Source organism: Sulfidibacter corallicola, from assembly GCF_017498545.1.
Lineage (GTDB): Bacteria > Acidobacteriota > Holophagae > Acanthopleuribacterales > Acanthopleuribacteraceae > Sulfidibacter > Sulfidibacter corallicola.
The window spans coordinates 1,572,150-1,592,767 of sequence record NZ_CP071793.1; the positions used below are offsets into that span (position 1 = coordinate 1,572,150).

15 protein-coding genes and 1 pseudogene are annotated in these 20,618 nt (G+C 57.5%); 6 read left to right on the forward strand and 10 right to left on the reverse strand.

The window, feature by feature from the left end:
- Positions 1-21: 21 nt before the first annotated feature.
- Positions 22-165, forward strand: a pseudogene (locus tag J3U87_RS04595) (IS66 family transposase); the annotation flags it as partial.
- Here J3U87_RS04595 and tnpC read toward each other — a convergent pair.
- From tnpC to J3U87_RS04615, 5 genes are all read right to left on the reverse strand, one after another.
- Positions 144-1,751, reverse strand: a complete 1,608-nt coding sequence (gene tnpC / locus J3U87_RS04600; protein ID WP_337249551.1) for an IS66 family transposase — start codon at positions 1,749-1,751, stop codon at positions 144-146. The pseudogene J3U87_RS04595 and the gene tnpC sit on opposite strands and share 22 nt — an antisense overlap.
- Positions 1,709-1,888: an IS66 family insertion sequence element accessory protein TnpB gene (gene tnpB, locus J3U87_RS35185; protein WP_420038251.1), complete on the reverse strand. Its 180-nt coding sequence runs from the start codon at positions 1,886-1,888 to the stop codon at positions 1,709-1,711. Before tnpB (J3U87_RS35185) ends, tnpC begins: the two co-directional genes overlap by 43 nt.
- Positions 1,885-2,103, reverse strand: coding sequence for an IS66 family insertion sequence element accessory protein TnpB (gene tnpB / locus J3U87_RS04605; protein ID WP_237381856.1), 219 nt, complete (start codon positions 2,101-2,103; stop codon positions 1,885-1,887). The genes tnpB (J3U87_RS35185) and tnpB (J3U87_RS04605) overlap by 4 nt, the downstream gene beginning before the upstream one ends.
- Positions 2,103-2,438, reverse strand: a complete 336-nt coding sequence (gene tnpA / locus J3U87_RS04610; protein ID WP_237381857.1) for an IS66 family insertion sequence element accessory protein TnpA — start codon at positions 2,436-2,438, stop codon at positions 2,103-2,105. Before tnpA ends, tnpB (J3U87_RS04605) begins: the two co-directional genes overlap by 1 nt.
- 117 nt (positions 2,439-2,555) lie before the next feature.
- Positions 2,556-3,392 (reverse strand): hypothetical protein, encoded by an 837-nt coding sequence (locus tag J3U87_RS04615; RefSeq protein ID WP_237381858.1) that lies wholly within the window; start codon positions 3,390-3,392, stop codon positions 2,556-2,558.
- A gap of 302 nt (positions 3,393-3,694) precedes the next feature.
- On the opposite strand from J3U87_RS04615, the gene J3U87_RS35190 reads away from it, so the two are divergent.
- The 4 genes from J3U87_RS35190 (at position 3,695) to J3U87_RS04630 (ending at position 8,707) form a co-directional block, all read left to right on the forward strand.
- A complete protein-coding gene (locus tag J3U87_RS35190; protein ID WP_420038252.1) occupies positions 3,695-4,057 on the forward strand; it encodes an IS66 family transposase in 363 nt (120 codons plus the stop codon).
- A 627-nt stretch (positions 4,058-4,684) separates the two neighbouring features.
- Positions 4,685-6,931: a hypothetical protein gene (locus tag J3U87_RS04620; protein WP_237381859.1), complete on the forward strand. Its 2,247-nt coding sequence runs from the start codon at positions 4,685-4,687 to the stop codon at positions 6,929-6,931.
- Positions 6,932-7,245: 314 nt separating this feature from the next.
- Positions 7,246-7,608: a hypothetical protein gene (locus J3U87_RS04625; protein WP_237381860.1), complete on the forward strand. Its 363-nt coding sequence runs from the start codon at positions 7,246-7,248 to the stop codon at positions 7,606-7,608.
- 31 nt (positions 7,609-7,639) lie between these two features.
- Positions 7,640-8,707 carry a tetratricopeptide repeat protein gene (locus J3U87_RS04630; RefSeq protein ID WP_237381861.1) on the forward strand — a complete coding sequence of 356 codons (1,068 nt, stop codon included), beginning with the start codon at positions 7,640-7,642 and terminating at the stop codon, positions 8,705-8,707.
- 137 nt (positions 8,708-8,844) lie between these two features.
- Here the strand turns inward: J3U87_RS04630 and J3U87_RS04635 are convergent, their stop codons facing one another.
- Entirely contained in the window at positions 8,845-12,402 is a 3,558-nt protein-coding gene (locus J3U87_RS04635) for a protein kinase domain-containing protein (protein WP_237381862.1), read from the reverse strand.
- A gap of 2,115 nt (positions 12,403-14,517) precedes the next feature.
- On the opposite strand from J3U87_RS04635, the gene J3U87_RS04640 reads away from it, so the two are divergent.
- A complete protein-coding gene (locus tag J3U87_RS04640; RefSeq protein ID WP_237381863.1) occupies positions 14,518-17,022 on the forward strand; it encodes a M4 family metallopeptidase in 2,505 nt (834 codons plus the stop codon).
- A gap of 109 nt (positions 17,023-17,131) precedes the next feature.
- Here J3U87_RS04640 and J3U87_RS04645 read toward each other — a convergent pair whose 3' ends face one another.
- The 4 genes from J3U87_RS04645 to J3U87_RS04660 all read right to left on the reverse strand — a co-directional run bounded on the left by J3U87_RS04645 (position 17,132) and on the right by J3U87_RS04660 (position 20,401).
- A complete protein-coding gene (locus J3U87_RS04645) occupies positions 17,132-17,821 on the reverse strand; it encodes an alkylmercury lyase family protein (protein ID WP_237381864.1) in 690 nt (229 codons plus the stop codon).
- Positions 17,822-18,752: 931 nt separating this feature from the next.
- Complete coding sequence (locus J3U87_RS04650) at positions 18,753-19,181, reverse strand: SRPBCC family protein (RefSeq protein ID WP_237381865.1); 429 nt, start codon at positions 19,179-19,181, stop codon at positions 18,753-18,755.
- A gap of 24 nt (positions 19,182-19,205) precedes the next feature.
- Positions 19,206-19,565 (reverse strand): ArsR/SmtB family transcription factor, encoded by a 360-nt coding sequence (locus tag J3U87_RS04655; RefSeq protein WP_237381866.1) that lies wholly within the window; start codon positions 19,563-19,565, stop codon positions 19,206-19,208.
- A complete protein-coding gene (locus tag J3U87_RS04660) occupies positions 19,562-20,401 on the reverse strand; it encodes a YHS domain-containing (seleno)protein (protein WP_237381867.1) in 840 nt (279 codons plus the stop codon). Before J3U87_RS04660 ends, J3U87_RS04655 begins: the two co-directional genes overlap by 4 nt.
- Positions 20,402-20,618 lie beyond the last annotated feature (217 nt).

Consider the following 20,618-nt stretch of genomic DNA (forward strand, 5'->3'; position numbering starts at 1 on the left):
TTTAAAAAACATCCCAGCGCAGACCGAGGCCATGTTCCGATCGACAACAATGGTGTCGAAAATATCATTCGTCCCTTTGTCATCGGCCGGAAAAATTGGTTGTTCGCGGCTTCTCTGGCAGGTGGCAAGGCTTTGGCCACGCTTTACAGCTTGGTGGAAACGGCACTATGCCGCATGCGGTATAGTGCCGTCTCGACGATGCTGTAAATCCGGGCGCTGGCCTGGGCGTCCTCCGGACTGCCGCTGAAGAGCCAGGCTTTGCGGCCGATCACGTAGGGTCGGATCGCGTTCTCCACCAAGGCCGTGCTCATCGGAACCTCCGCACGATCCAGGAACAAATCCAGCTTGTGCCACTGGCCCAGCGCGTACTGGATGGCTCGGCCCAGGAGGCTCTTGGGCGGCACGCGGCCTGCCAGGTGGTCCAGCCAGGTTTTGAACGCGGCGATTTTCGGGCGTAACTGCTTGTCGCGCATTTCCAGCAACGCCGAATCCGAATCGGCCTGCCCCCTGGCTTTCCGTTCGAGTTGGTACATCTCGCCGATCAGCTTCAAGGCCTCGTCGGCTTTTCCTGACTTCCCGCTTCTACCCTTTCTTCCCAATGGTTTGCGGACATCCGCGAACTTGCGGCGAACGTGGTCCCAATCGCCGGCATGCACGACCCCGGGCACGCGACCTAGAAAGTCGTAGCCGGCATAGCCATCGGTCTGCACGGTGCCTTGGAAGTCTTCCAGCAATCGTGCCGCCACCGTGCCCGATCGGCTAGGGTCATAGTGAAACAAAACGATGGGCCTTTCCGGTGGCCCCCCACGAATGACCCACATGAATGACTTCGTGGTGTTCTCTTTGTCCGGCTCGTTGAGCACCTGGACCGTGGTTTCGTCCATCTGCAGCCAGGTGTATTGCTTGGCTTGGGCAAGCAGCAGATCCCACATCCGCTCCAGTTGATCGCCGATCTGGCGCGCCCAGTTGCACATGGTTGCCCGGCCCAGTTTGACGCCCAGTCGACCCATCAGACGTTCCACTCGGTAGAACGGCAGGCCATCCACGAATTTGGAGGTCATCACAAAAGCCAACAGGCCGGGGCCCGCCATCCCCCGGTAAGCCGGGCCTCCGGGGATCAAACGAGGAGGGCGAGGCGCGGATACGATCGGCGTCTCGAGCCCGTCTTCGTCTTGCTTACAAAGCTGGCAGCTATAGCTGTAGTGGTGGTGCTCGATGACCCTGGCAACCGCGGGCTCGTACTCCAGTTCTCGGGTCACGTCCTTGCCGAGGACCGTCATTTCCTCGCCACAGCAGGTGCACTGGCGCTCTTCCGGCGGGAGTTCATGCTTGCGGATCTCACGCGGTAAGTGCTCCGGGAAGGGTTGCGGGCCGCGCGTCTTGCGGCGTTCGTATGTGATCGTCTCGCGCGCGTCCTCATCCGAGGCGGGCTCGTCGTCGGCCGGCTTCTCTTCGGCTTCGAGTGCATCCATATCGAACAAAGCCTGTTGACCGACCAACTGACTCATGCGTTCGCTTTTGGGCCCGAAGGCCTTGGCTTTCAACAGCCGGAGCTGCTCTTCCAGGAGCCCGATGTGCTGATCCAATGTTGCGATTTGCGCGTCCTTTCGGGCCAGCGCCTGTTTGAGGGCTTCGTTTTGTTCGGCGAGCGCAATCGCGACGGTTTCCATAGCGAAAATCCTAGCACAACCCACCAGAAACCAGGGTGCTACGCTGGTGATCCAGGTCCTTGACATGCGAATGAGTTGCATGCCGAATACCGCAAGGTTTCGTGTGCTTGGCGAATGTCCAGCCCGTCGAGCAGCCAGGCGAGCTCGCGTTGCCCGATTTGGAGGACCTCGGTCTCGCGGGTGGGCCAGCGAAACCGTTCAGCCTCAAGCCGTTTCATCCACAGGCTGCGCGCCCCGTACAAAATCCGGTTGGCGACCAGTAGAGGATTTTCCCGAGTGTGCGGCTGCGGTTGCTGAACGCAAACAGATCGCCGGAAAATAGTCGACCCTCCAGTTCCTGCTCGACGAGCAAGGCGAGGCCATTGATCGCCTTGCGCATGTCCGTCGCTCCCAACGCCAGAAACACCCGCGCATCGGCCCTCACATGCCACATCACCGACCTCCCAAAACGTCCAAAACCACAGCCAAGAGCGTGACATCGCTTCCCGGCTCGATCTCCAACATATAGCCATGTGCATGGAGCCGGATGATTCCCCGGCCCCCAGGATTGAGGCTGGAGGACCCTGGCTCGGCTTTGATCGGGACAAGCCGAAGCCCCCGGCTGGGCGAGGGCTCGGAGAAACGTCGTTTCCCGTATTGGAACCGCGGCAGCGCCAAACCATGTTGGCGACAGTAGGCAGACTGATTCAATTCGGACGCCTGCCAGTCTTCGATGCGACTTTGCCATAGCTCCCGTTTCTCGGCACGCGCAGCAGATGAATTGCTCATGGGGACACCTCCGTATTTGAGATGTCCCACTATCTCAATCCGGTTTCAAGGTGCTTACCCGCTGCACATTAAGCGCTTACTATCGTTGTTGTAGGACTCAGTGAATGAGACGAGGTTCTAGTTTTCTGAACAGACACCGCCTGTGTTGATTATTTGCACCAGAGCATTGATAAGAATAGGGGATTGACCACACAACGAGAATTGTGAATTGTTCCAGCCGGAGGAAAAACGTTGAAGGCGCTGTGCAGGCGTGCGCATGGGTTGACTATAGATATAATAGTTGTTTGATCCATCTTGCTCAATCAGAAGGCCCTGCAAATCCCAATTGGTAGCTTCAGATTCTGCCGTAATCCTTATCTTCCAATCGGGATCCCCTTGCGGCAGATCAAAGAAGCTATTAGTCAAAACAACCAGCCGAGTGTCTACGGTAATGACTTGCGATGAAGTGTGAATCGTTTTTCCGGAAGAATCTAAGAAAGTGGCCGTAATATCAAACGTATCATTGTCCAAGTTGTAATTGGATAGTACAAAGCTCGATAGAAAACGATCATTCTCTTCGACTGTGAATGTACGAATCGTGATATCGGGATTGAATTGTGGAACCCTTGTCATGCCGCCCTGTACACCGGCAGTGGCATTCGAATACCTTAAGAACAGGCTGACTTCTACTGGCGATGAAATGATCATGTGAGTGCGTGCTATATCTGTTAGAGCCACTTCATTGAACGAATCAGAATTAAAAACCAGAGCGGTAGTTTGTGTATCGTAATTTAAATCGATCGAAATGGTTTCAGTCTCTAAAGTGGGGACTGAAACCAAGAGGCTTGTTTCCCAGTTAGTGGACACGGGGAGCTGAGGAATGCTGTACAAAAACTCTCCTAAATCCACCTGGCAGAAAGCAGGTAAAATCACTAAAGGAAAGACGAAAGAAATTAGTTTTCTGTCTCTGAACACAAGAGTCTCCTTGATGTGATGATGGCTTGGGAATTAGGCTGCGCGAGTTCTTCAAGCGCGAGGTTGACTATTGACTTTTGTGTGATTGTTATAGATTTCCTATTTGAGTTGCGATGCATCTTATCATGGACTTTGAGTTGCTTCACAAGGAAAACAATAATTTGTTTATTGGGCTAATTACCGGACTGCTCAAAGAATATTTAAAAACAATCATGGAAAAATTCAAAAATCGCAATTCCTGAGCATGGTCGTTTTCGCTGGATGGACTGCCGAAAGGGTGTGGACTAGTGGATAACTCTGGAGTGGAATTTCCTCTATTATCAGCATCATTTTTTCTGATCCCTCATTCGAGTGCGGAAATCAGAGAGAGGACTCTCCTGGTGCAGGGCCCTTATGTGTCACGATATCTGAACGTCCCCGGTGTGCCGCCGGATTCCAACGCCGTCGAGCGGGCCCTCAATTGTTCCGTCGTCATTCGCAAAAACTCCCTGTTCTACCACAACGAAGTCAGTGCCTATCGGGCCGGGATGCTCATGACCCTCGCTGGTTCCTGCGTAGCCGCCGGCTGCGATCCCATCTCGTACATGACCGCTCCAATCGCCAGTCCCTTGCCACGACGGCCTCGGAGCTCATCAAGTCGTTTACCTGCGCTGCGGACATTTTGAGTTCGACAAACTGGGGCCCGACTTGGGGGGATTCGGTGAGGACCTCTGCCTCGGCTCCCGATTTGGGGCAGTCACCTTCTCCAGCCGATTCGAGCACGATCCCTGCTTCGGCAACACGCCGCTTCAGCTCGGTCACGTTGAGTTTGAGGGTGCTGGCAACGCGCTAGGGGCGAAAGTGATCTTAGAGTTCACAAGCGAGTTGCCAATGGGTTTCGGGGATGGATTCCCTTGCCTATTTTTTGTTCAACCGCCATTGCGTGAGGGCGTTTTGTGCCTTGGCGAGTCGAGCCAAGTGAGGTTCTTCCTGATCCACGGTGCTCCTCCTGGGTTCGATCAGTGACGTTCAGGAATCTCACTTTACCCAATCGGTCCCCGGAATTCACGGTCTGCCACCGGAGGGACACACTAAATGGCGATTTTTGAATGAGACCAGAATTAGGAAAATTTAATTGGTCTATTTGCCAAATAGAAAACGCCCTTTACTTCAGCCATTATGCGTGATGCCGAGGACGGCATTGAGGTGGAGCCTGCGAAAACGCGAAGATCGTCGGTTCATCTTGTATTGAGATTTGATGGGCCCCGTCTATCGCAGGCTGGAGATATTAACTTACGTTTTTGGAGCAGTTTATGAAAATTGAAATCTTGTGGCGAATACTATTCATCACTTTTGCAGCCAGCACTTCTTGGCACGGACTGGCCGACGTCGAATTGGAACCCTTGGGTCTTTTCGGGGAATCCGAACCGGGACATGTCACGGTTCACGACGATATCGCCTATGTCGGCCAAGAGTGTAAGGGGCTTGCGATATTAGATTTCAATGAAATTACCAATCCCGTCCTGATGGGCCGATATGCGAAAAGCGACAACCTGGTTCAAGGGGTGTATCTGGAGGGAGCATACTATTATTTTGCAACGGATCACTGGGAAGTGTTGGATGTCCGCGACCCAAGCAATCCCACGATGCTGGCCTCGCATGCATACCCCGAAGAATACGGACACTTCGCCCAGGCATTGGTCGCGGATTCGCGTCTCTACTTGTTGTACCGAAACAAAGTGGGCGTCTGGGATATTCAGAACCCGTTCGAGGCCGATTGGTTGGCGACCCCCGATATGGAGACCAACACCTCGACGGGTTTCCCGCTCGGCTCTAACTTGGGTTTTCACAATGGACACCTTCTCGTCGGACAGCAGGGATACTTGGACATTTACGACATGCAGAACCCGGTACAACCGGTTCGTTTGGCCCACCTCCTTTTGAATCAGCATGATGATTCCCAAGCCATGGTCACCCACGGCTCGATTGTCTATGTGGGGGGGCTCTTCATGACCTATGTGGTCGACCTCTCATCGCACAGCGATCCGCGCCTGCTTCGAACTCTTTTCGAGTCCAACACGAGCTTGATGAGTATGGCGATCGGGGACGATGTTCTGTTCACGATGAACGAAATCAATCCGATGCGCGCCTATGACATTAGCGATCCCACCAACCCGACGTTGATGAACCCGGTCCCATTGACTACCTCCGGGCCGAGCTTTTTCGAAGCCGAATCCAATCGACTCTTCTACGATGGCGGTGCGCAGGGCCTCAGAGTTGCCAGCCTCGCCGATCCTCAAAACCCGGTCGAATTGACCTCATGGGACCTGGCTTATGGGCGTTATCGAGGCCTTGCGACCCAAGGAAATTTCCTTTACGCCTTTACCAACGACCATTTCTTGGTCCATGAGTGGTCAGAAAATGACGGCCTCACGGAAATCGGAAGTCTGGACATTGACGACGATACCTTTGTGGGCCGTCACATCCATGTCAAAGACCAGATCGTGTTTTTTCTGGGAAGAGATTTTGGCGATGGCCACCCGCTGGTGATGGTGGATGTCTCCGATCCTTCCGAACCGCGCCGCATTCAAGGGCCGGCCCAACCCTACCTCGGTATGCACCTGATCGATCATCAACTATTGCTGGTCGATGTGGGTGGGATATCCGTTTACGATGTCACGAATCCCTCCAACCCCGTGCTTCAAAAACAGAATCCCCGCACGACCGGATTGACTGGCGAGATTGGGGCTTCGGATTCCATGCTTTACTTCGGCGTGGAAGGTGGTATCCAGATTGCGGAACTGGCGGCTGATGGCACCATCACCGATCTCGACATATATCCGTTTGATTTCCTCCACCTCTGGATCTTCGATGATCTCTTGGTCACTGCAGATTCACAAGCCTACATTCTGTTCGATCTCAGCCAGCCGCAAAACCCCGTTTTGCAAGGGCTCCTCGGGATCCGGCCGTCGTCTTGGCCGCAGGTGACCAGACGGGGGAATTTCCTGTGGACGGAACGATTTGTCGGTCAACTGCATGTCTTCAATATCGAGGATTTCAACAACCCGGTCGAAGCGCCGGGCGCGCTCGGGATCCATATCGACGACCTTGTCTTGAAGGACGACCTGCTGTTTCTTGGCTTGTATTGCCCACAGAATTTGGCGGCCTATCGGGTTCGCGCTTGTGGCACGGCGCTTCAGGTGAGCCCCTTGGAGGACCGTTTTGCCTGTATCGGCGAGCCATTGACTGTCAGTCTCGACTTCCTCGGCGATGCCACTGGCTTTCAATGGTATCGGGACGGAGAGCCGATCGAGGGTGCCGTCACTGAGGAATTGGTCATCGACGTCCCTGATTCGAGTACCTCTGGGATGTACCATTGTGTGATCACCAACGATTGCGAGGAAATCGTCATGGAGCCCTTTCAGCTCATCGCCACCCAATGCGAGTTGACGTCCGGATTCGCCATTTGGGGCCAGGAAGGCATGTGGTTCTGCAGTTCGGAGGCCCCGTCCGTGCTGGACTATGTCGCCTTTGTTCAGAATGGCAATCAGTGTCCTTGATTTATTCAAAGAACCCCGCGGAGGTTTAACCCAAGCCTCCGTGGGCAAGTTTGAACCCGCAAAAGGCCTCGACCTTCAAGCGTTATGTTGTGCCCATCCAGAAACGGAATCATCTCTACAATCCAAGCGGTTCGGCCGGATGGGTACGTGATCAGGTATCAGGCGCCAGGTCTCAGCAAGATCATGGTTCAAAGGTAATGAGCTGACACCGAATACCTGACCGCTGATCGCAGCTTGCATTGGAAACCCTGCCGATTCAGAGGAGCATGCTCAGAAAAACCCTGTTTCTGGATGGGCACGAGTTAGAATATCGTATGTCGACTGTATCCGACATCGAGGGGCACGAAATGGACTTGGACCGTCTGAAATGGATCTACAACGCCTGTGATCCGTTCGAACCGGCGACCTCCAAACAGTACAAAGACTGTTCGGCGGCTCGCGGTGGCGGGATCTTCGTAGACGAGTTCACCAACCATTTGAGACTCGCGACCGATTGCCTTTGCATTCTCTTCACCGGCCATATCGGTTCGGGCAAGTCCACCGAACTCCTGAGACTTCGCGAGCGGTTGCTCAAGGAAAAGGTCGACCAAGTCTATTACCTGCCGGTCCTGGTCGACATGCACCAGTTCATCGACGACTACGATACCGATACCACTTCGCCTGATACTGGCTTTTGAAACGTTCCGAAATGCCGAAGACAAGTGCCGCATGGCCCTGGCTTCGCTCTGCGAACACGGCCTTTTATCGGAATCGGAAGCCGGTTATTCGATTCATCCCCTAATCGCCGAAATCGTAAAAGGCATGGTCGACCCGCAAGAACTCGCCATGGTTCAAATTGTCGTAGGGGAAGCCTTGAGCTGCTTGGTAATGCTAGCCCTTGACCAGGAGGATCCACGACACTTCCGGGATTGTGCCCCCCACCTCCTCGCCAGAGCGACAGCGGAATTGGAGGGCCAAACGGAACTCGCAACGAGGCTGGGAGCTCAGGCAGGTGCTTTTCTTGTTCTGGATGGCGATTTCACGGCTGCTGTTGACTATTTGCGTCGAACACTTGCCCTGGCGAAAAGGCAGTTCCCCGAAGACCTGAATGTCGTCGAATACTTGAGAGCAACACTTGCGGGAGTCCTCCTCAAATTGGGAAAGGTAGAAGAGGCGGAAACACACTTGAGAGCGGTACTCCCCATCCTGGAGGAATCGGAGGATTGCGAACCCCTGACCCTTGCACTAGTGATGGTCGATTTCGGCACCGTACTCGAGGATTTAGGCAAACTGGACGAGGCCACCAAATACCTGAAAAAGGCAAGGGACATATTCGAAAGTGAATCGGAATCCGACCACACCGTGGTTGCCAAGATTCTCGACGCACTGGGACGCATTTCCTTAGCAGAAGACAATCCTGATATGGCGGAGCTGTATTTCCGCGAAGCGCTCGATATTAGAGAAAGGATTCTCGATGGGGATCATCCCGCCATGGCGAATTCGTTCCGACATTTCGGTCTGCTCAATTTGGAAACGTCAAGATTGTCCGAGGGTGAAGCCATGGTAAAACAGGCCCTGGTCATCCATGAAAAGGCTCTCGGAGCCGATCATCCCGAAGTCGCCAGTGACTGCGCTGTTTTCGGCATGATTCTGCTTGAAAAAGGCGATTCCCAGGCCGCCGCAGGCTATTTGCGCCGGGCCCAAGGTATTTTGCAAAGAATGCTCGGTCCTGAGCATCCGGGCACTTTGCAGGTCTCCAACCTTCTGCGGTTGACCGTTTCCAATGACCCGGAATAAATAATCGCCGGGAAAGACCCTTGCCTCCACCACCTTCAGGCTGATGGACCCCTTCGGATTTTGTCCCTTTCACTCCAATTCCATGAAGGGAACTCCGTTTTCTGCCGACGCTTTCTCCAAAAAAAGTATGGCAAACCTCAACGGCTCGGCACCGCCATTCCGGTGTTGTTCCCGCGAAACAGGTCCATCGACATGGCGCGGGCCTTGTCGAGCAGATCCGGGTCGCCGGTCTCGCGGGCCTTCAGCAAATAGGTGAGGCCGGTTTCGAGCGCCAGCGCTTCGGGTAGGCAGGGCTTGGCGCGAAGGACCTGGTCGATCCGGGACAGCCCCCGCTCGGGTAGGTGCGGGGCATCGTACTCGGCCAATTCGGCTTGCAGGTACCACTGGGCCTCGGCAAGCAGGAAGTAGGGGCCGTCGGGGTGCAGTGTCAGGGCTCGATCCAGGTAAACTCGGGCCTCGCCCAGGAACTGCCTGCGCTGGGCTGGCGTCAACCCGTTCGATGCCGAATGCAGGGTCGTCAATCGGGCCAGCGAGCGGAAGGCTTCGGGATGGTTCGGGTTGGCGCCCAGCACCTGGTGGAAGGCTGCCGCCGCCTGGCGAATATAGGGTTCGGGATTGCCGGCTTGCCGCAACTCGCGCTCCGCCTGCAGGCGATGCACACTGCCGCGACAGAGGTGGGCCTCGCCGAACGATACCCGCGCCAGCACCGAATCGATCAGAGAAAGCGCCGCTTCGAAATCACCCGCGGAAGGGCGATCGTGGCGCACGTGGTATTTGCCGCGGAAGAAATGGGCGTAGGCCAGGCCGAGCTGGAGGCGCCAGTTTTGGGGTTTCAGGATCAGGCCTGCGCGGTAGGCTTCCATGGCCGCTTCGAAATCGGTTCCCGGCGGGTTGGCCTGCTCCCAGTCGGAGCGGGCCAGTGCCAGGTGGGTCTGGCCCAGCACGTTGTAGAGATTGAAGAACTTCGGGTTGCGCGCCAGGCCGTCGCGGTACTGGGCCAGTGCCTTGTAGGCGAACCGGGGGTGAAGTTTGCCGGATTGCGGGTCGCCGTCCTGGGCCAACTGCATGTAGCAACGTCCCAAATAGTAACGAAGCACCACGTGATCTTTCTGGAGTGCCACGGCGCGTTCCAGGTGGCTGGCGGCCTCGCTCAGGGCCTCGATGGGGTTGGCGCTGCAATCGGGCGCGCCCGAAAGGGCCATGAGACACAGGGCCAGATTGCTCAGAACCGGCACCCGATTGGGGCGCAGGTCCATGGCGCGCCGGTAGGATTCGACCGCGTACCGATAATCGTCACACGCCGGTATGCCTCGACGAACCAGGCTCTTGGCCAAGATGCGGTAGGTCGAGCCGCGGCTGTGGTAGTACTCGAAATCGCGTGAATCGGGGGGGACGCCGTCCAGGGCCGCCAGGGCCAGGCGAATCATGTCCTCCGGCGATTGGGTGCGGTCGTTCAGCCACTGCGCCCAACGGCGGTAGATGCCCGCCGATTCCAGGCCCAGGGGCCCGGGGGGACCGCCGCATTCCTGTGCCAGCGTCACCGCCTGGGCGGCGTCCTTGAGAAAGGGCAGCGGGTCCTCTCCCTGAACGCGGCGGCGCTGGGCCATTTGGCGATAGGCCTTGGCCTTGAGGAGCCAGGTTTGTCCGCTCCGGGGCTGCACTTCCAAGGCCTCGATGGCCAATTGCAGGCAACGTTGCCCGTAATCTTCGATGCTGGTCCCGGCAAACATCTCCATGTTCATCAGACTCAGGAGGGTCTGCATTTGGGCCCGGTAGATTTCCGGATCGCTTTGACCGATTTGGATGGCGCGATCGTACGCCGTCAGCGCTTTGTCGAAAAAGGTGCGTGCCCCTTCCGTATCGCCTTCGTCGTGGACGGCGCGCGCCCAGTCGCGATAGGTGTCGGCCTCCAGCTTGTGGGCTTCGTAGAACCAGGCGGCCTGGGCCTTGGACACGCGGAGCAATGCGAGGGCTTGCTCGTAACGACCGTCGCAGTAAGCGATCAACGCCTCGAGATAGTCTGGATGGGTCAGGGGCGCGTCCTTGGCCAGCGACATGTACTTGCGCGCGGGGGTGCGAAACTGGGTGTTCACCTCGGTCATGCGCGCCGCGCGTTCTTCGCGGTCCTCGATGAGTTGGATCCGACCCGACTCCTGGCGGTACAGCTCGCAATAGGCGAGACCCAGGGCGTAGGCGACGCGGGGCTCCCGGTAACCCGACACCCAGGCCGTTTCCAGGTGGTCCAGAGCCAGGCGCGGTTCACCCAGCGACAGCGCGCTCCGGCCCAAGGCGTAATAACCGGGCCCATGGCCCTTGGCGCCGTATTGCCGAATGTCCGCCTCCAGGTTGGCCATCTGCTGCCGCAGCCGGTCCAGGTCACTGCGGATGTCGTGGCGTCGCGAGAGGTAGGTTTGCCTGGCCATGGCCTCGATTTCCATGACCTTGGTGGTCAGGGTCCGCGCCCGCTCCTCGCGGACGGCGCCCTGCCAGGCACCCCACGCCATGGTGAAGCTCACCAAGACCAGTGCCGTGAGGCTGAGGCCGACCGGGAGCCGGTGCTTTCCGACCCATTTCCCCAGGAGATAGAGCCGGCCCATGGGCTGGGCTACGATCGGATCGCCGTTCAGGAAGCGATCCAGGTCCTCGGCCAGGTCTCTGGACGAGGCGTAGCGGTCGACCGGGTCCTTGTGCAGACATTTGAGGATGATCGTTTCCAGGTCGACCGGGAGATTCTTGTTCAAGAGGCGCGGTTTCGGCGGCTCCTTGGTGATGATCTCCGCGAGCACCGAATCCAGCGAATCGTTGCCGAACGGCGGCTTGCCCGTGAGTAGCCGAAACAGCGTGGCGCCCAGCGCATAGACGTCCGTGCGCCGGTCGAGCGCCTGCCGATCGCCGCGCGCCTGCTCGGGTGCCATGTAATTCGGGGTGCCCAGGACCTGACCGATCAGGGTGAGGTCCTGTTCCAGCTCCGCTCGGGCCACGCCGAAATCGACGACGTACGCGTGGGAGCTGCCGTCTTCGCCCTGCTCGATCATGATGTTGCCGGGTTTGAGGTCACGGTGCACCAATCCCACGCGATGGGCCTCGTGCATGCCCTCGGCCGCCTGCATCACGGCGATCAGGATCTGCTCCAACGTCATGTCCGAAGACTTCTCGCGCAGTGATTTGCCGCGAATGAGCTGCATCACGATGTACGGCCTGCCGCGCCAATCGCCGATCTCGTAAACCTTGCACACGTTCGGGTGATCGACCCTGGCTTGGGCCCGAGCCTCGCGGATGAAGCGCACCTCCCGCTCCGGCTCGTCGCAGTGCAGGAACTTGATGGCGACCGCCCGCTTCAACCGCTGATCGTAAGCCTGGTACACGTGGCCCATGGCGCCGGATCCCAGGAATTTGACCAACTGGTAGTGGTTTACCAAGGGCAGGTTTTCCAGGGCCTGGGGCTTGAATCGGGCGCTCGTTCCCGCCTCCGGGTCCGAATCGATCGTCTCACCGTCCGCGTCGAGCCAGCCGTCGTCCCAGGAATCGGCGTCTTCGTCGACGGCATCATCGCTCGAGTCCGAGGGCACGTAGTACGAAAGGGTCGGTCTGGGGTCGATTTCCCGGCCGATCGGACCGGCACCCGAAGCGGGTGGCCGTTCTTCGGGTGACGCATCCGATTGTGGGGAACCCTTTTCGTCGCGAGACTTTTTCAAGGCCGCCAACCTCTCTGGTCGGACCGGGTCCGACGAACTGGAACATGGAAACCGCACCGGCAATTCCCGAGGGGATGCGTCGCGGTACGCCGCAACGCCCGAACCTGTGTCCATCGCCCGGGGCCGTGGCAGGGGTGGCCGTCACATCCCAATGGGTGGTTATTCGAGGGGACTCCACCGCAAAAAAGCGAATACGGCCGATTTCGCTTTATTCTAATTTCTCCAGGGGAAAGGGAAAACCCTGACATCGCGATCGGGAGAAAAAACGTTTCGGGCTGGACACCAGCCATCGCGGTGGTTTTTCTTCTCGGACAGCGGTGACGGCGGATTTTCATCACCGAGTCGCCGCCCAGGCCGGGGGCCGGATTGCCGGACCACCGGGTTTCAAGTGGGTAACCAATCGAAGCGAATCGTTTGGGAGTTCCCGCATTTGTGAGAGGGGCGTCGTGGCAGTAGGTGCCGGGCCCGCCCAGGGCGCCGGGCCGACATTTTTCGACGAACTCCCCGCACATCCGCCTTTTTAGGTTTTTATCTTTATCTTCGAGCTTTACAGAGTTATGTTACATAAGAGCCGCGAACCAGCGGGCATACCCAGCTCGATTTCGAGAAAGAAACAGACCACCTGGTTTCTCGCGAAGGGCCATGGGTCGTTCATCCGAAAAATTTAGCAGGAACCCAGAAACATCGGAAACCAGGAAAGGACCGGAATTGGTACACATCATAGTCCTTCTTTTCCTGGTTTCCATCATTCCTGCCTTCCTGATCAAAATTTGACGATGGCAAGACCCAGCTCGGGTTGAATACGCCACTTTGTTTCAAGAGAGTTCACAGAGAACGCGGAGGGTGAACGCCAGGCGTACCTGAACGCTTTGATGAGGAGTAGGGACCCGAGGTTGGTTCCTCCAATCGTGTCAATCCATGTGATTCGGGGACCAACTTCTTATAGTCAAAGGTGGGCCAGAGAGATGGTTTCTTGGAATGGGCCCAAACTGGGGACGACTCATGCGGGTGATATATAAGTTTGATGTGTAAACAAAATGTAAGTAGTGCTCAGTGCCGGTTCTGCTGGCACATCGACCCTGCCGAAGTTTTGCTTCGGCCCGTCGCACAGTCCAGGCAAGAAATGGGTGTCACTTATAAGTGGTTTGTTTGCTGTTGTTAATTTGTGACATGGTTTTTTGAGGGTGTGAGCCGCTGTGAGTTGGGTGGAGATCTGTGGACCCGGGAGTGTCCACGATTCCATCGCTTCGAACAAACTTGGAATTTATTAGTTTTTTCAATGAATTTACATTTTGGCTTGTCCCTCTCCGCAACCGCTGTTATGCTCTCTCCCATACGCAGCACCATCGGGTTTTTTACCGTTTATCGTTTCATGTTGCCCAGCCTGCCCATGTCCCACCGTAGCTCGTTCTCGGTCCGGTTCGATCCGACGAAGGCCTTGGCCTCACTCGTGATTGCACCGCCATGACGCGTGGATTGGATGATTCCAATCAGGAGGAGGTTGTGTTGGGCGCGCGTCCCTTTTTCGCTGGCAACATGGGTGAATTCAGCGAAATAGGCTGTCTTTGCGCGCGACTTTTTTGCTCGGTGTCCCGGTTCACGACGACGAACGATGCCACGCTGCATCTCGACGCGGCGTTCGTTCCCTGAACGTCCGTAACAAACAGACCAGCATGTGAACCGGCTGCTACCCGCCCCTCGGGGCCCCGGTTTTCGACCTGTCGACGCGGCCGTCCCGATGACGAACGCTTCCGTTTCCCCGTGCCTGGAGCCCGTCTCCAGCGCAGGGTGAATCTCGCTCGTCCACGAGCGGGAAGAAGCTCAGGAGACCGGCGAAGGGTGGGGCGGCGCGGGCCCGCGAGCGACCACCCGAATGCCCTCGTTGCGGATCCTGGCCCTCGTTCCGCGGTTCATGTGTACTTCGTGGCTTCATGCGCCCTGTCCTGGAGATTGCCCTTACGGCGATGCCCTCCACCCCCCACCCAAGAATATTCTGATTTCTCAACACATCATCTCCCGCGCGGTGATCGTGGGAAGCGCGCGGATGCTCCGAGTTCGCGATGGGTCCTCGTGCGCCCTAGCTGAGCTCTACAAGTTAGAACGGAGGAACTTACTGTGTCTTATAAACTTAACCTGATCGTATGGATTGCGATCCTGTGTCAACTCAGTCTTTTTTCGGCGGATTTGGTGAATTTGCGAAACGCCGAGATGCCCCTCGACCTACAGCGCTTCCACGCGGGGGACCTCGCCGAGAGTCTCGGGCTCCCCGAAGGGAACGAGCTGCGTTTCGTTCGCGAACACATCGCCGAAAGCGGCATCACCCATACCCGCTATCGCCAGTACTATCGAGGTGTGCCCGTCTGGGGTGAGGAAGTCCTGGTCGCGACCCATGCGGACGGCAGCATCTATGCGCTCAATGGTCGCATGGCCACGGAGGTCGATGTCGAGCTGCGGCGGATCGCCGCGGGTTATGGCCAAGCCGAGGCGCTGGCCTACGCCAAGGAGCTGCATCACGGCCAGGGGCTCGTCGGCCGTTTTTTCCGGGACGAATCGAGTGAGCTGGTCATTTATATGGTCGATGAAACGACTCCGGTCCTCGCCTACGCCGTGCGGTTCTTCTCCGACGACACCTCCGGCGACCCGACCCTGCCGACCTACATCCTGGATGCCGCCACGAGAGACGTACTCTTCTTCTTCGAAGGGTTGATGACCGCCGATGGGGTCGGTCCCGGCGGCAACCAGAAAATGGGTCGCATCTACTACGGGCGGGATTACGATCCGTTCGAGGTGGCGCGTTCCGGAAGTACCTGCACCATGCGCACTTCACGCCACATCACCAAGGACCTCAACCACGCCACCAGCGGTGGCAGCGTTCACAGCTTCACCTGTGACGAGAACACCCACAAGGAAATCAACGGTGCCTACAGCCCGCTCAACGACGCCCACTACGGCGGTGGCGTCGTCTTCGACCTGTACAACACCTGGTACGGCAGTCCGCCGTTGACCCAGACCCTGGAGCTCCGCGTCCACTACGGCAACGGCTTCGAAAACGCCTTCTGGGACGGGCGGGCCATGACGTTCGGGGACGGCGCCAACACCTTCCACCCGCTCGTCAGTTTGGACGTCGTCGGTCACGAGGTGAGTCACGGCTTCACCCAACAGAACTCGAACCTCACCTACAGCGGCCAGTCCGGCGGCATCAACGAGGCGTTTTCGGATATGGCGGGCAAGGCCTGTGAGCATTTCGACGGAAGTCGAACCGACTGGTACATCGGCTCGCGCATCATGAAGCAGCAGGGGCGCGCCATGCGGTACATGGACGACCCGCCGCGTGACGGCCGCTCCATCGGGTGTGCCGACGACTACCGCAGCGGCATGGACGTCCATCACAGCAGCGGTGTCTTCAACAAGGCCTACTACACCTTGGCCACGACGTCGGGATGGGATGCCCGCAAAGCCTTCGACGTGTTCGTCAAGGCCAATCAGGCCTATTGGACCGCCAGCAGCAATTTCCAACGTGGTGCCGAAGGGGCGCTGGATGCCGCCGCCGAGCTGGGCTACAACTGTGACGACGTGGTGGCCGCCTTCCGCGCCGTCTGCATCACCGTCACGGCGCCTTCCGGCTGCACCACCACCGGCACGCCGCCCAGTGCGGACTTCTCGGTGACCACGAACGAGTTGACCGCAAGCTTCCGCGACGCCAGCACGGATGACGGCCGCATCGTGTCCTGGGCCTGGGAATTCGGTGACCGGATGTCTTCGTCGCTCCAGCACCCTTCCCACACCTACGCCGCGGCCGGCACCTATACCGTGTCGCTGACCGTGACCGATGACGAGGGCATGACGGACACGGTTCGCAAATCGGTAACGGTCACCAGCGATCCTGGCGGCGACGTCGAACTCGCCAATGGCGAGTCGGTGACGGTGTCTTCCGCGACGGATACGTGGCGGTGGTACAAGGTCGTCATTCAGAACACGGTGGCGACTTTGGCCGACGACAACCTGATCGTCGCGACCACCGGCAGCAACGGGGATGCGGATATCTACGTGAAGTACGGCAGCCGGCCCAGTACCAGTGACAACGACGGCCGGTCCACCAGCCCGGACAGCAACGAAGAGGTCACGATTCCTTCACCGCGAAACGGGGAGTACTTCATCGGTTTGCACGCCTGGTCCGCCTTCGACAGCGTCACGCTCACCGTGTCGTGGGACACGGGAGGCGGCGGCACCGCGCCCAACGCCGATTTCGATGTACGGGTCACCGACAACACCGCCCGATTCCGGGACAACAGCACCGATGACGGTCAGATCGTCGCCTGGTTTTGGCGTTTCGGGGACGGCGCCAGCTCGACGGAGCAGAATCCGCAACATGCCTACGGTGCCAATGGATCCTACACCGTGACGCTGGAGGTGACCGACAACGACGGCATGACGGACTCCGTCAGCAAGACGGTCGTCATCGATACCGGCACCGGTGAGACCGATTGGGAACCCTACACGCTCTACCAGGTCGGTGACATGGTCTTGTACGACGGCGTCAGCTACCGCTGCCTGCAGACGCATACCGCCTATCCCGGGTGGGAGCCTCCCACGACGCCCGCGCTCTGGGCGCGCCAATGAGCCTCCGGCGATGAGATCCCCTACTCCTCTCGGGGATACGTCCTAGACCTTTTTGCGGGCCGGTTCGTGGGTTCGCCACGGATCGGCCTTTTTTTGTCGAAGGCCGGGATTAAAAACGGGCGTCCGTTTCGGGGATGTGCCACACCGAATGGGTGAGCCCCAGGTTCTCGAAAATGGCCTTGGCTTCCTCCAGGGTCCACTTCTTCCAGTCGGGATCCAGGTGGCGACCATACCAGGTCTTGGCCAGTTCGTGGACCTTGGCGATGGGTTGGATGTCGCCCTGAGGCATGCGGTGGCGTTTGCACCAGGGCTTCACCGCATCGGGTCTGTCGAAGAGCAGCATGGTCGAGCAGGTGAAGATCACGTTGTCCCAGGCGTTCTCCATCGGGATCGGGAAGTGAACGCAATACGCCGAATCCAGCAGTTCGCCCTCCACCACCCGCACCTGCACCTGGCGGCCGTTGGCGCCGAGCGTGGTGGTGATGGTGACATCGCCGCCCAGCAATTCGGCCGCACCCAGGGAACACCAGGCGCAATTGCTCCACCATTCGCGCTTCCCCTGTCGCACCAGGAAATTGGTGGGCATCGCGGAAAAGGGGTGGATGGCCCAGACCTCATGGCTGCGGGGATGCAGCACGATCCCGTGGTAGCCCTGCAGGCCGCGAAGCTCTTGGATGACGTCTTCGCGCATGCGTCGGAATTTGTGGGTGATGGCGGTGATGCTCGGCGGATAGCCTTTGTCGACCATTTGGCGAAGGATGAAATGATGTAGCTTGAACATATCGAAACTGGGTTTCATGGATCGCTCCTTCGATCGGAAGGCTTACATGGCCCGACTGGGTTGGTGGAGTTAAGAATCTTTTACCACAGAGTCGCCGCCCAGGCCGCCTGGCCGACATTTTTGCGGAATTTTCGACCATTTCATCAAATCAGGATTTCTACTTTATATTCGAGTTTTACAAAGCTTGTTGCATAAGAGCCGCGCACCAGCGGGCATACCCACTCGAATTCGAGAAAGAAACACCCTACCTGGTTTCTGGCGAAGGGCCATGGGTCATTCATTCAAAAACTTAAGCAGGAATTCAAGAGGATTGGAAACCAGGAAAGGATCGGCATTGGTGACATATTATGGTCCTGCTTTTCCTGGATTCGATCATTCCTGCCTTCCTGATCGAGATTTGACGACGGCAAGATCCAGCTCAGGTTAAAAGTACCATTTTGTAACAAGAGAGTACCCAGAATTAACGGAGGGTCATACCGAAAAGTGTGCGATTCGGGTGAATGCAATCGTGCAAAAACGCGGGTCAGCGCTCCTGGGAAGGCCTTGCATGGCTCATGGAGCATTATTTGGAGGTGTTCCCGTTCAGTATGCCATGGAAGAGCGTCGCCAATCATCACGCAACCTGGGTAGTATGCCAAAATAGATATCGAATCCCGCCAGGATGCATAAGTGAACACTATTTTACTGAATCAAACGAAAAATAAAGGTAGAGAAAAGATAGCTGATAATGGTTTGATGAAAAAATACTAACAGAAAGCTAGTGAATCTTGTTAATGCTGAAAGTAATGGGTTTGTTGTGGATGAGAACGTGTTGCAAGTTTGTCTTCTCTCATACGGGGCTCGGTAGGTAGTTCCTGTCTGGGTGATGTAGCGATGCGCGTGATGAGACTCCGCGTTCTCCGTGAACTTTGTGGTAAAAAATCCAAGCAACAATTACCGGAAAAAAAACCTACGATCTCCCCCCTCCGCATATCAATCCGCGCAGTTTCTCCCCCAGGAGCTGGCTCCAGATCGAATCGTGGAGCTCGCGCAGGCCTTCGGGATCTTCGCCCAGCGGCTCCCAGCCCGAGTGGACCAGGTTCAGCTCCGTGCCGCCGCGGACCTCGGAAAGCCGGATGCTGACTTGGGTCTGTAGCCGCGGCTCCGCGATCAGCCAACTGTACACCAGCCATTGGGGTGGATCCAGCTCCAGGACCTGGGCTTCGATGTGTCCCTGCGAGCCGTCCTTAACCTGGCATTGCATCGTGAATGCGTGCCCTTTTTTCGCCTGGAAATCGTTGGGCATCAGCCACATGGCGATCTTGTCCGATTGGGTGACGAACGACCACACCAACTCGATATCCGCTTCGATGACCACCCTCTTGCGAATGTCCTTCAAAACCAACTCCTTACACATATGCCGTCACGGCCGATCGTCGACGCCGGGTTTCTCCGCTTTCGCTTTTTTGGCCGCTTCCTCGGCCAGTAACTTCAGGCGGTACAAGCCTTCGTCCCAGAAGCGTTCGTATTTATGGAGCCAATCGAAGACCTCGGACAGGGGATCGGGGTTCAATTGATAGACCCGCAGGCGTCCGCGTTTGCTGACCGTGACCAGACCGCTGTCCTGAAGAATGCTGAGGTGGCGGCTGACCGCCGGTCGCGAGATATCGAATTGGTCGGACAGTTCGCCGGCCGTCAACTCGCCTTCATACAGCAAATCCATCATTTCGCGTCGGTAGGGATCGGCGATCGCCGTGTAAATCCCCTGCAGCCGATAGGTCAATTGACATCCTTGTGGTGTTCCCAGCGTTCGTAGGCGGCGCTCGGGCGGTCGGGTAGGACGCGCCACAGTGTGGCCGCCACCGCATTGGCATTGAAAAACAGGCGATCGTCCGTAATGCTCCAGTGCAGTGGGTCGCCTGGCATCAGTTTACCCAAGCCGGCGGCAAAGCTGCAATGACCGCCGAATTGGGGTGCGTATTTGGCAGGCTCGGCCGCGAAGGCCTCGCGGTTTCGTTCGCTGGCGAACAGCCAGGTGGCGCCTTGCCAATGGTGCGGAAATCGAGGATCGCCTTTCCGGGGCTTGCCCTCGGTGAAAAACCCGACGGCGTCGTAGCCGTCGATGGCGAGGCCCGTTTCGGTTTGGGTGATCGGTGTCAGGAACGCCTGGGCATGCTCGCCGACCATTGCGGCGGGTTCGGGCAACTCGGCCTTGGCGAAACTCACCGCGAGTATCGCCAGCACCACCAGCAAGGCGACCGAGAGCAGGACGAGCCGCTTCAACCGGCCTCGGGGCGCGAAGCACAGTTTCCACAAGACATGGGCCAGGCCGTTGGCGTTCAAAAAGAGCCTGTCGTCCACGACGGCCCAGTGTCTGGGGTTGCCGGCGGGTGGCGTCTTCACGCCCAACCCGCTGGCAAAAGAACAGTTCCCCTCGTTGCTCGGTGCGTAGTTTGAACTGTTTTGGGCGAACAGTCGCTTGTGCTCGTCGCTGGAGAAGCGCCAGCGTTTGCCCGACCAACTGAGTTCGTGGTCCGCGGCACCCTTGATCGGTTTGCCGGCTTTGAAAAAGGCGACGGGATCGTAACCGCCGATGGCCAGTGGTTCGGAATGGCTCATAGCTCACCTCGAGAATGAAATTTAACCGCTAGGTTACTTGTTGAAACAAAACGTAGCCTACAAGTTAAATATTGCATTGTCCACCAAAAATTACGGATGGCACCCAATTGCCGAGAGAAGTGTCGTGCTAGATCGGATTTAGCAGGGGCGGTAGGTTATGTTCGCTGGTTTGGAGTTCTCTTGAAAACAAGTGGTGCATTCAACCTGAGATGGGTCT

What these genes read in the sequence shown, in the direction of transcription:
- J3U87_RS04630 (WP_237381861.1), top strand. Translation starts at nt 7,640, where the DNA reads ATGGCCCTGGCTTCGCTCTGCGAACACGGCCTTTTATCGGAATCGGAA.
- J3U87_RS04620 (WP_237381859.1), top strand. Translation starts at nt 4,685, where the DNA reads ATGAAAATTGAAATCTTGTGGCGAATACTATTCATCACTTTTGCAGCC.
- J3U87_RS04625 (WP_237381860.1), top strand. Translation starts at nt 7,246, where the DNA reads ATGTCGACTGTATCCGACATCGAGGGGCACGAAATGGACTTGGACCGT.
- tnpB (WP_237381856.1), bottom strand. Translation starts at nt 2,103, where the DNA reads ATGTGGCATGTGAGGGCCGATGCGCGGGTGTTTCTGGCGTTGGGAGCG.
- J3U87_RS04645 (WP_237381864.1), bottom strand. Translation starts at nt 17,821, where the DNA reads ATGAAACCCAGTTTCGATATGTTCAAGCTACATCATTTCATCCTTCGC.
- tnpB (WP_420038251.1), bottom strand. Translation starts at nt 1,888, where the DNA reads ATGAAACGGCTTGAGGCTGAACGGTTTCGCTGGCCCACCCGCGAGACC.
- tnpC (WP_337249551.1), bottom strand. Translation starts at nt 1,751, where the DNA reads ATGCAACTCATTCGCATGTCAAGGACCTGGATCACCAGCGTAGCACCC.
- J3U87_RS04660 (WP_237381867.1), bottom strand. Translation starts at nt 20,401, where the DNA reads ATGAGCCATTCCGAACCACTGGCCATCGGCGGTTACGATCCCGTCGCC.
- tnpA (WP_237381857.1), bottom strand. Translation starts at nt 2,438, where the DNA reads ATGAGCAATTCATCTGCTGCGCGTGCCGAGAAACGGGAGCTATGGCAA.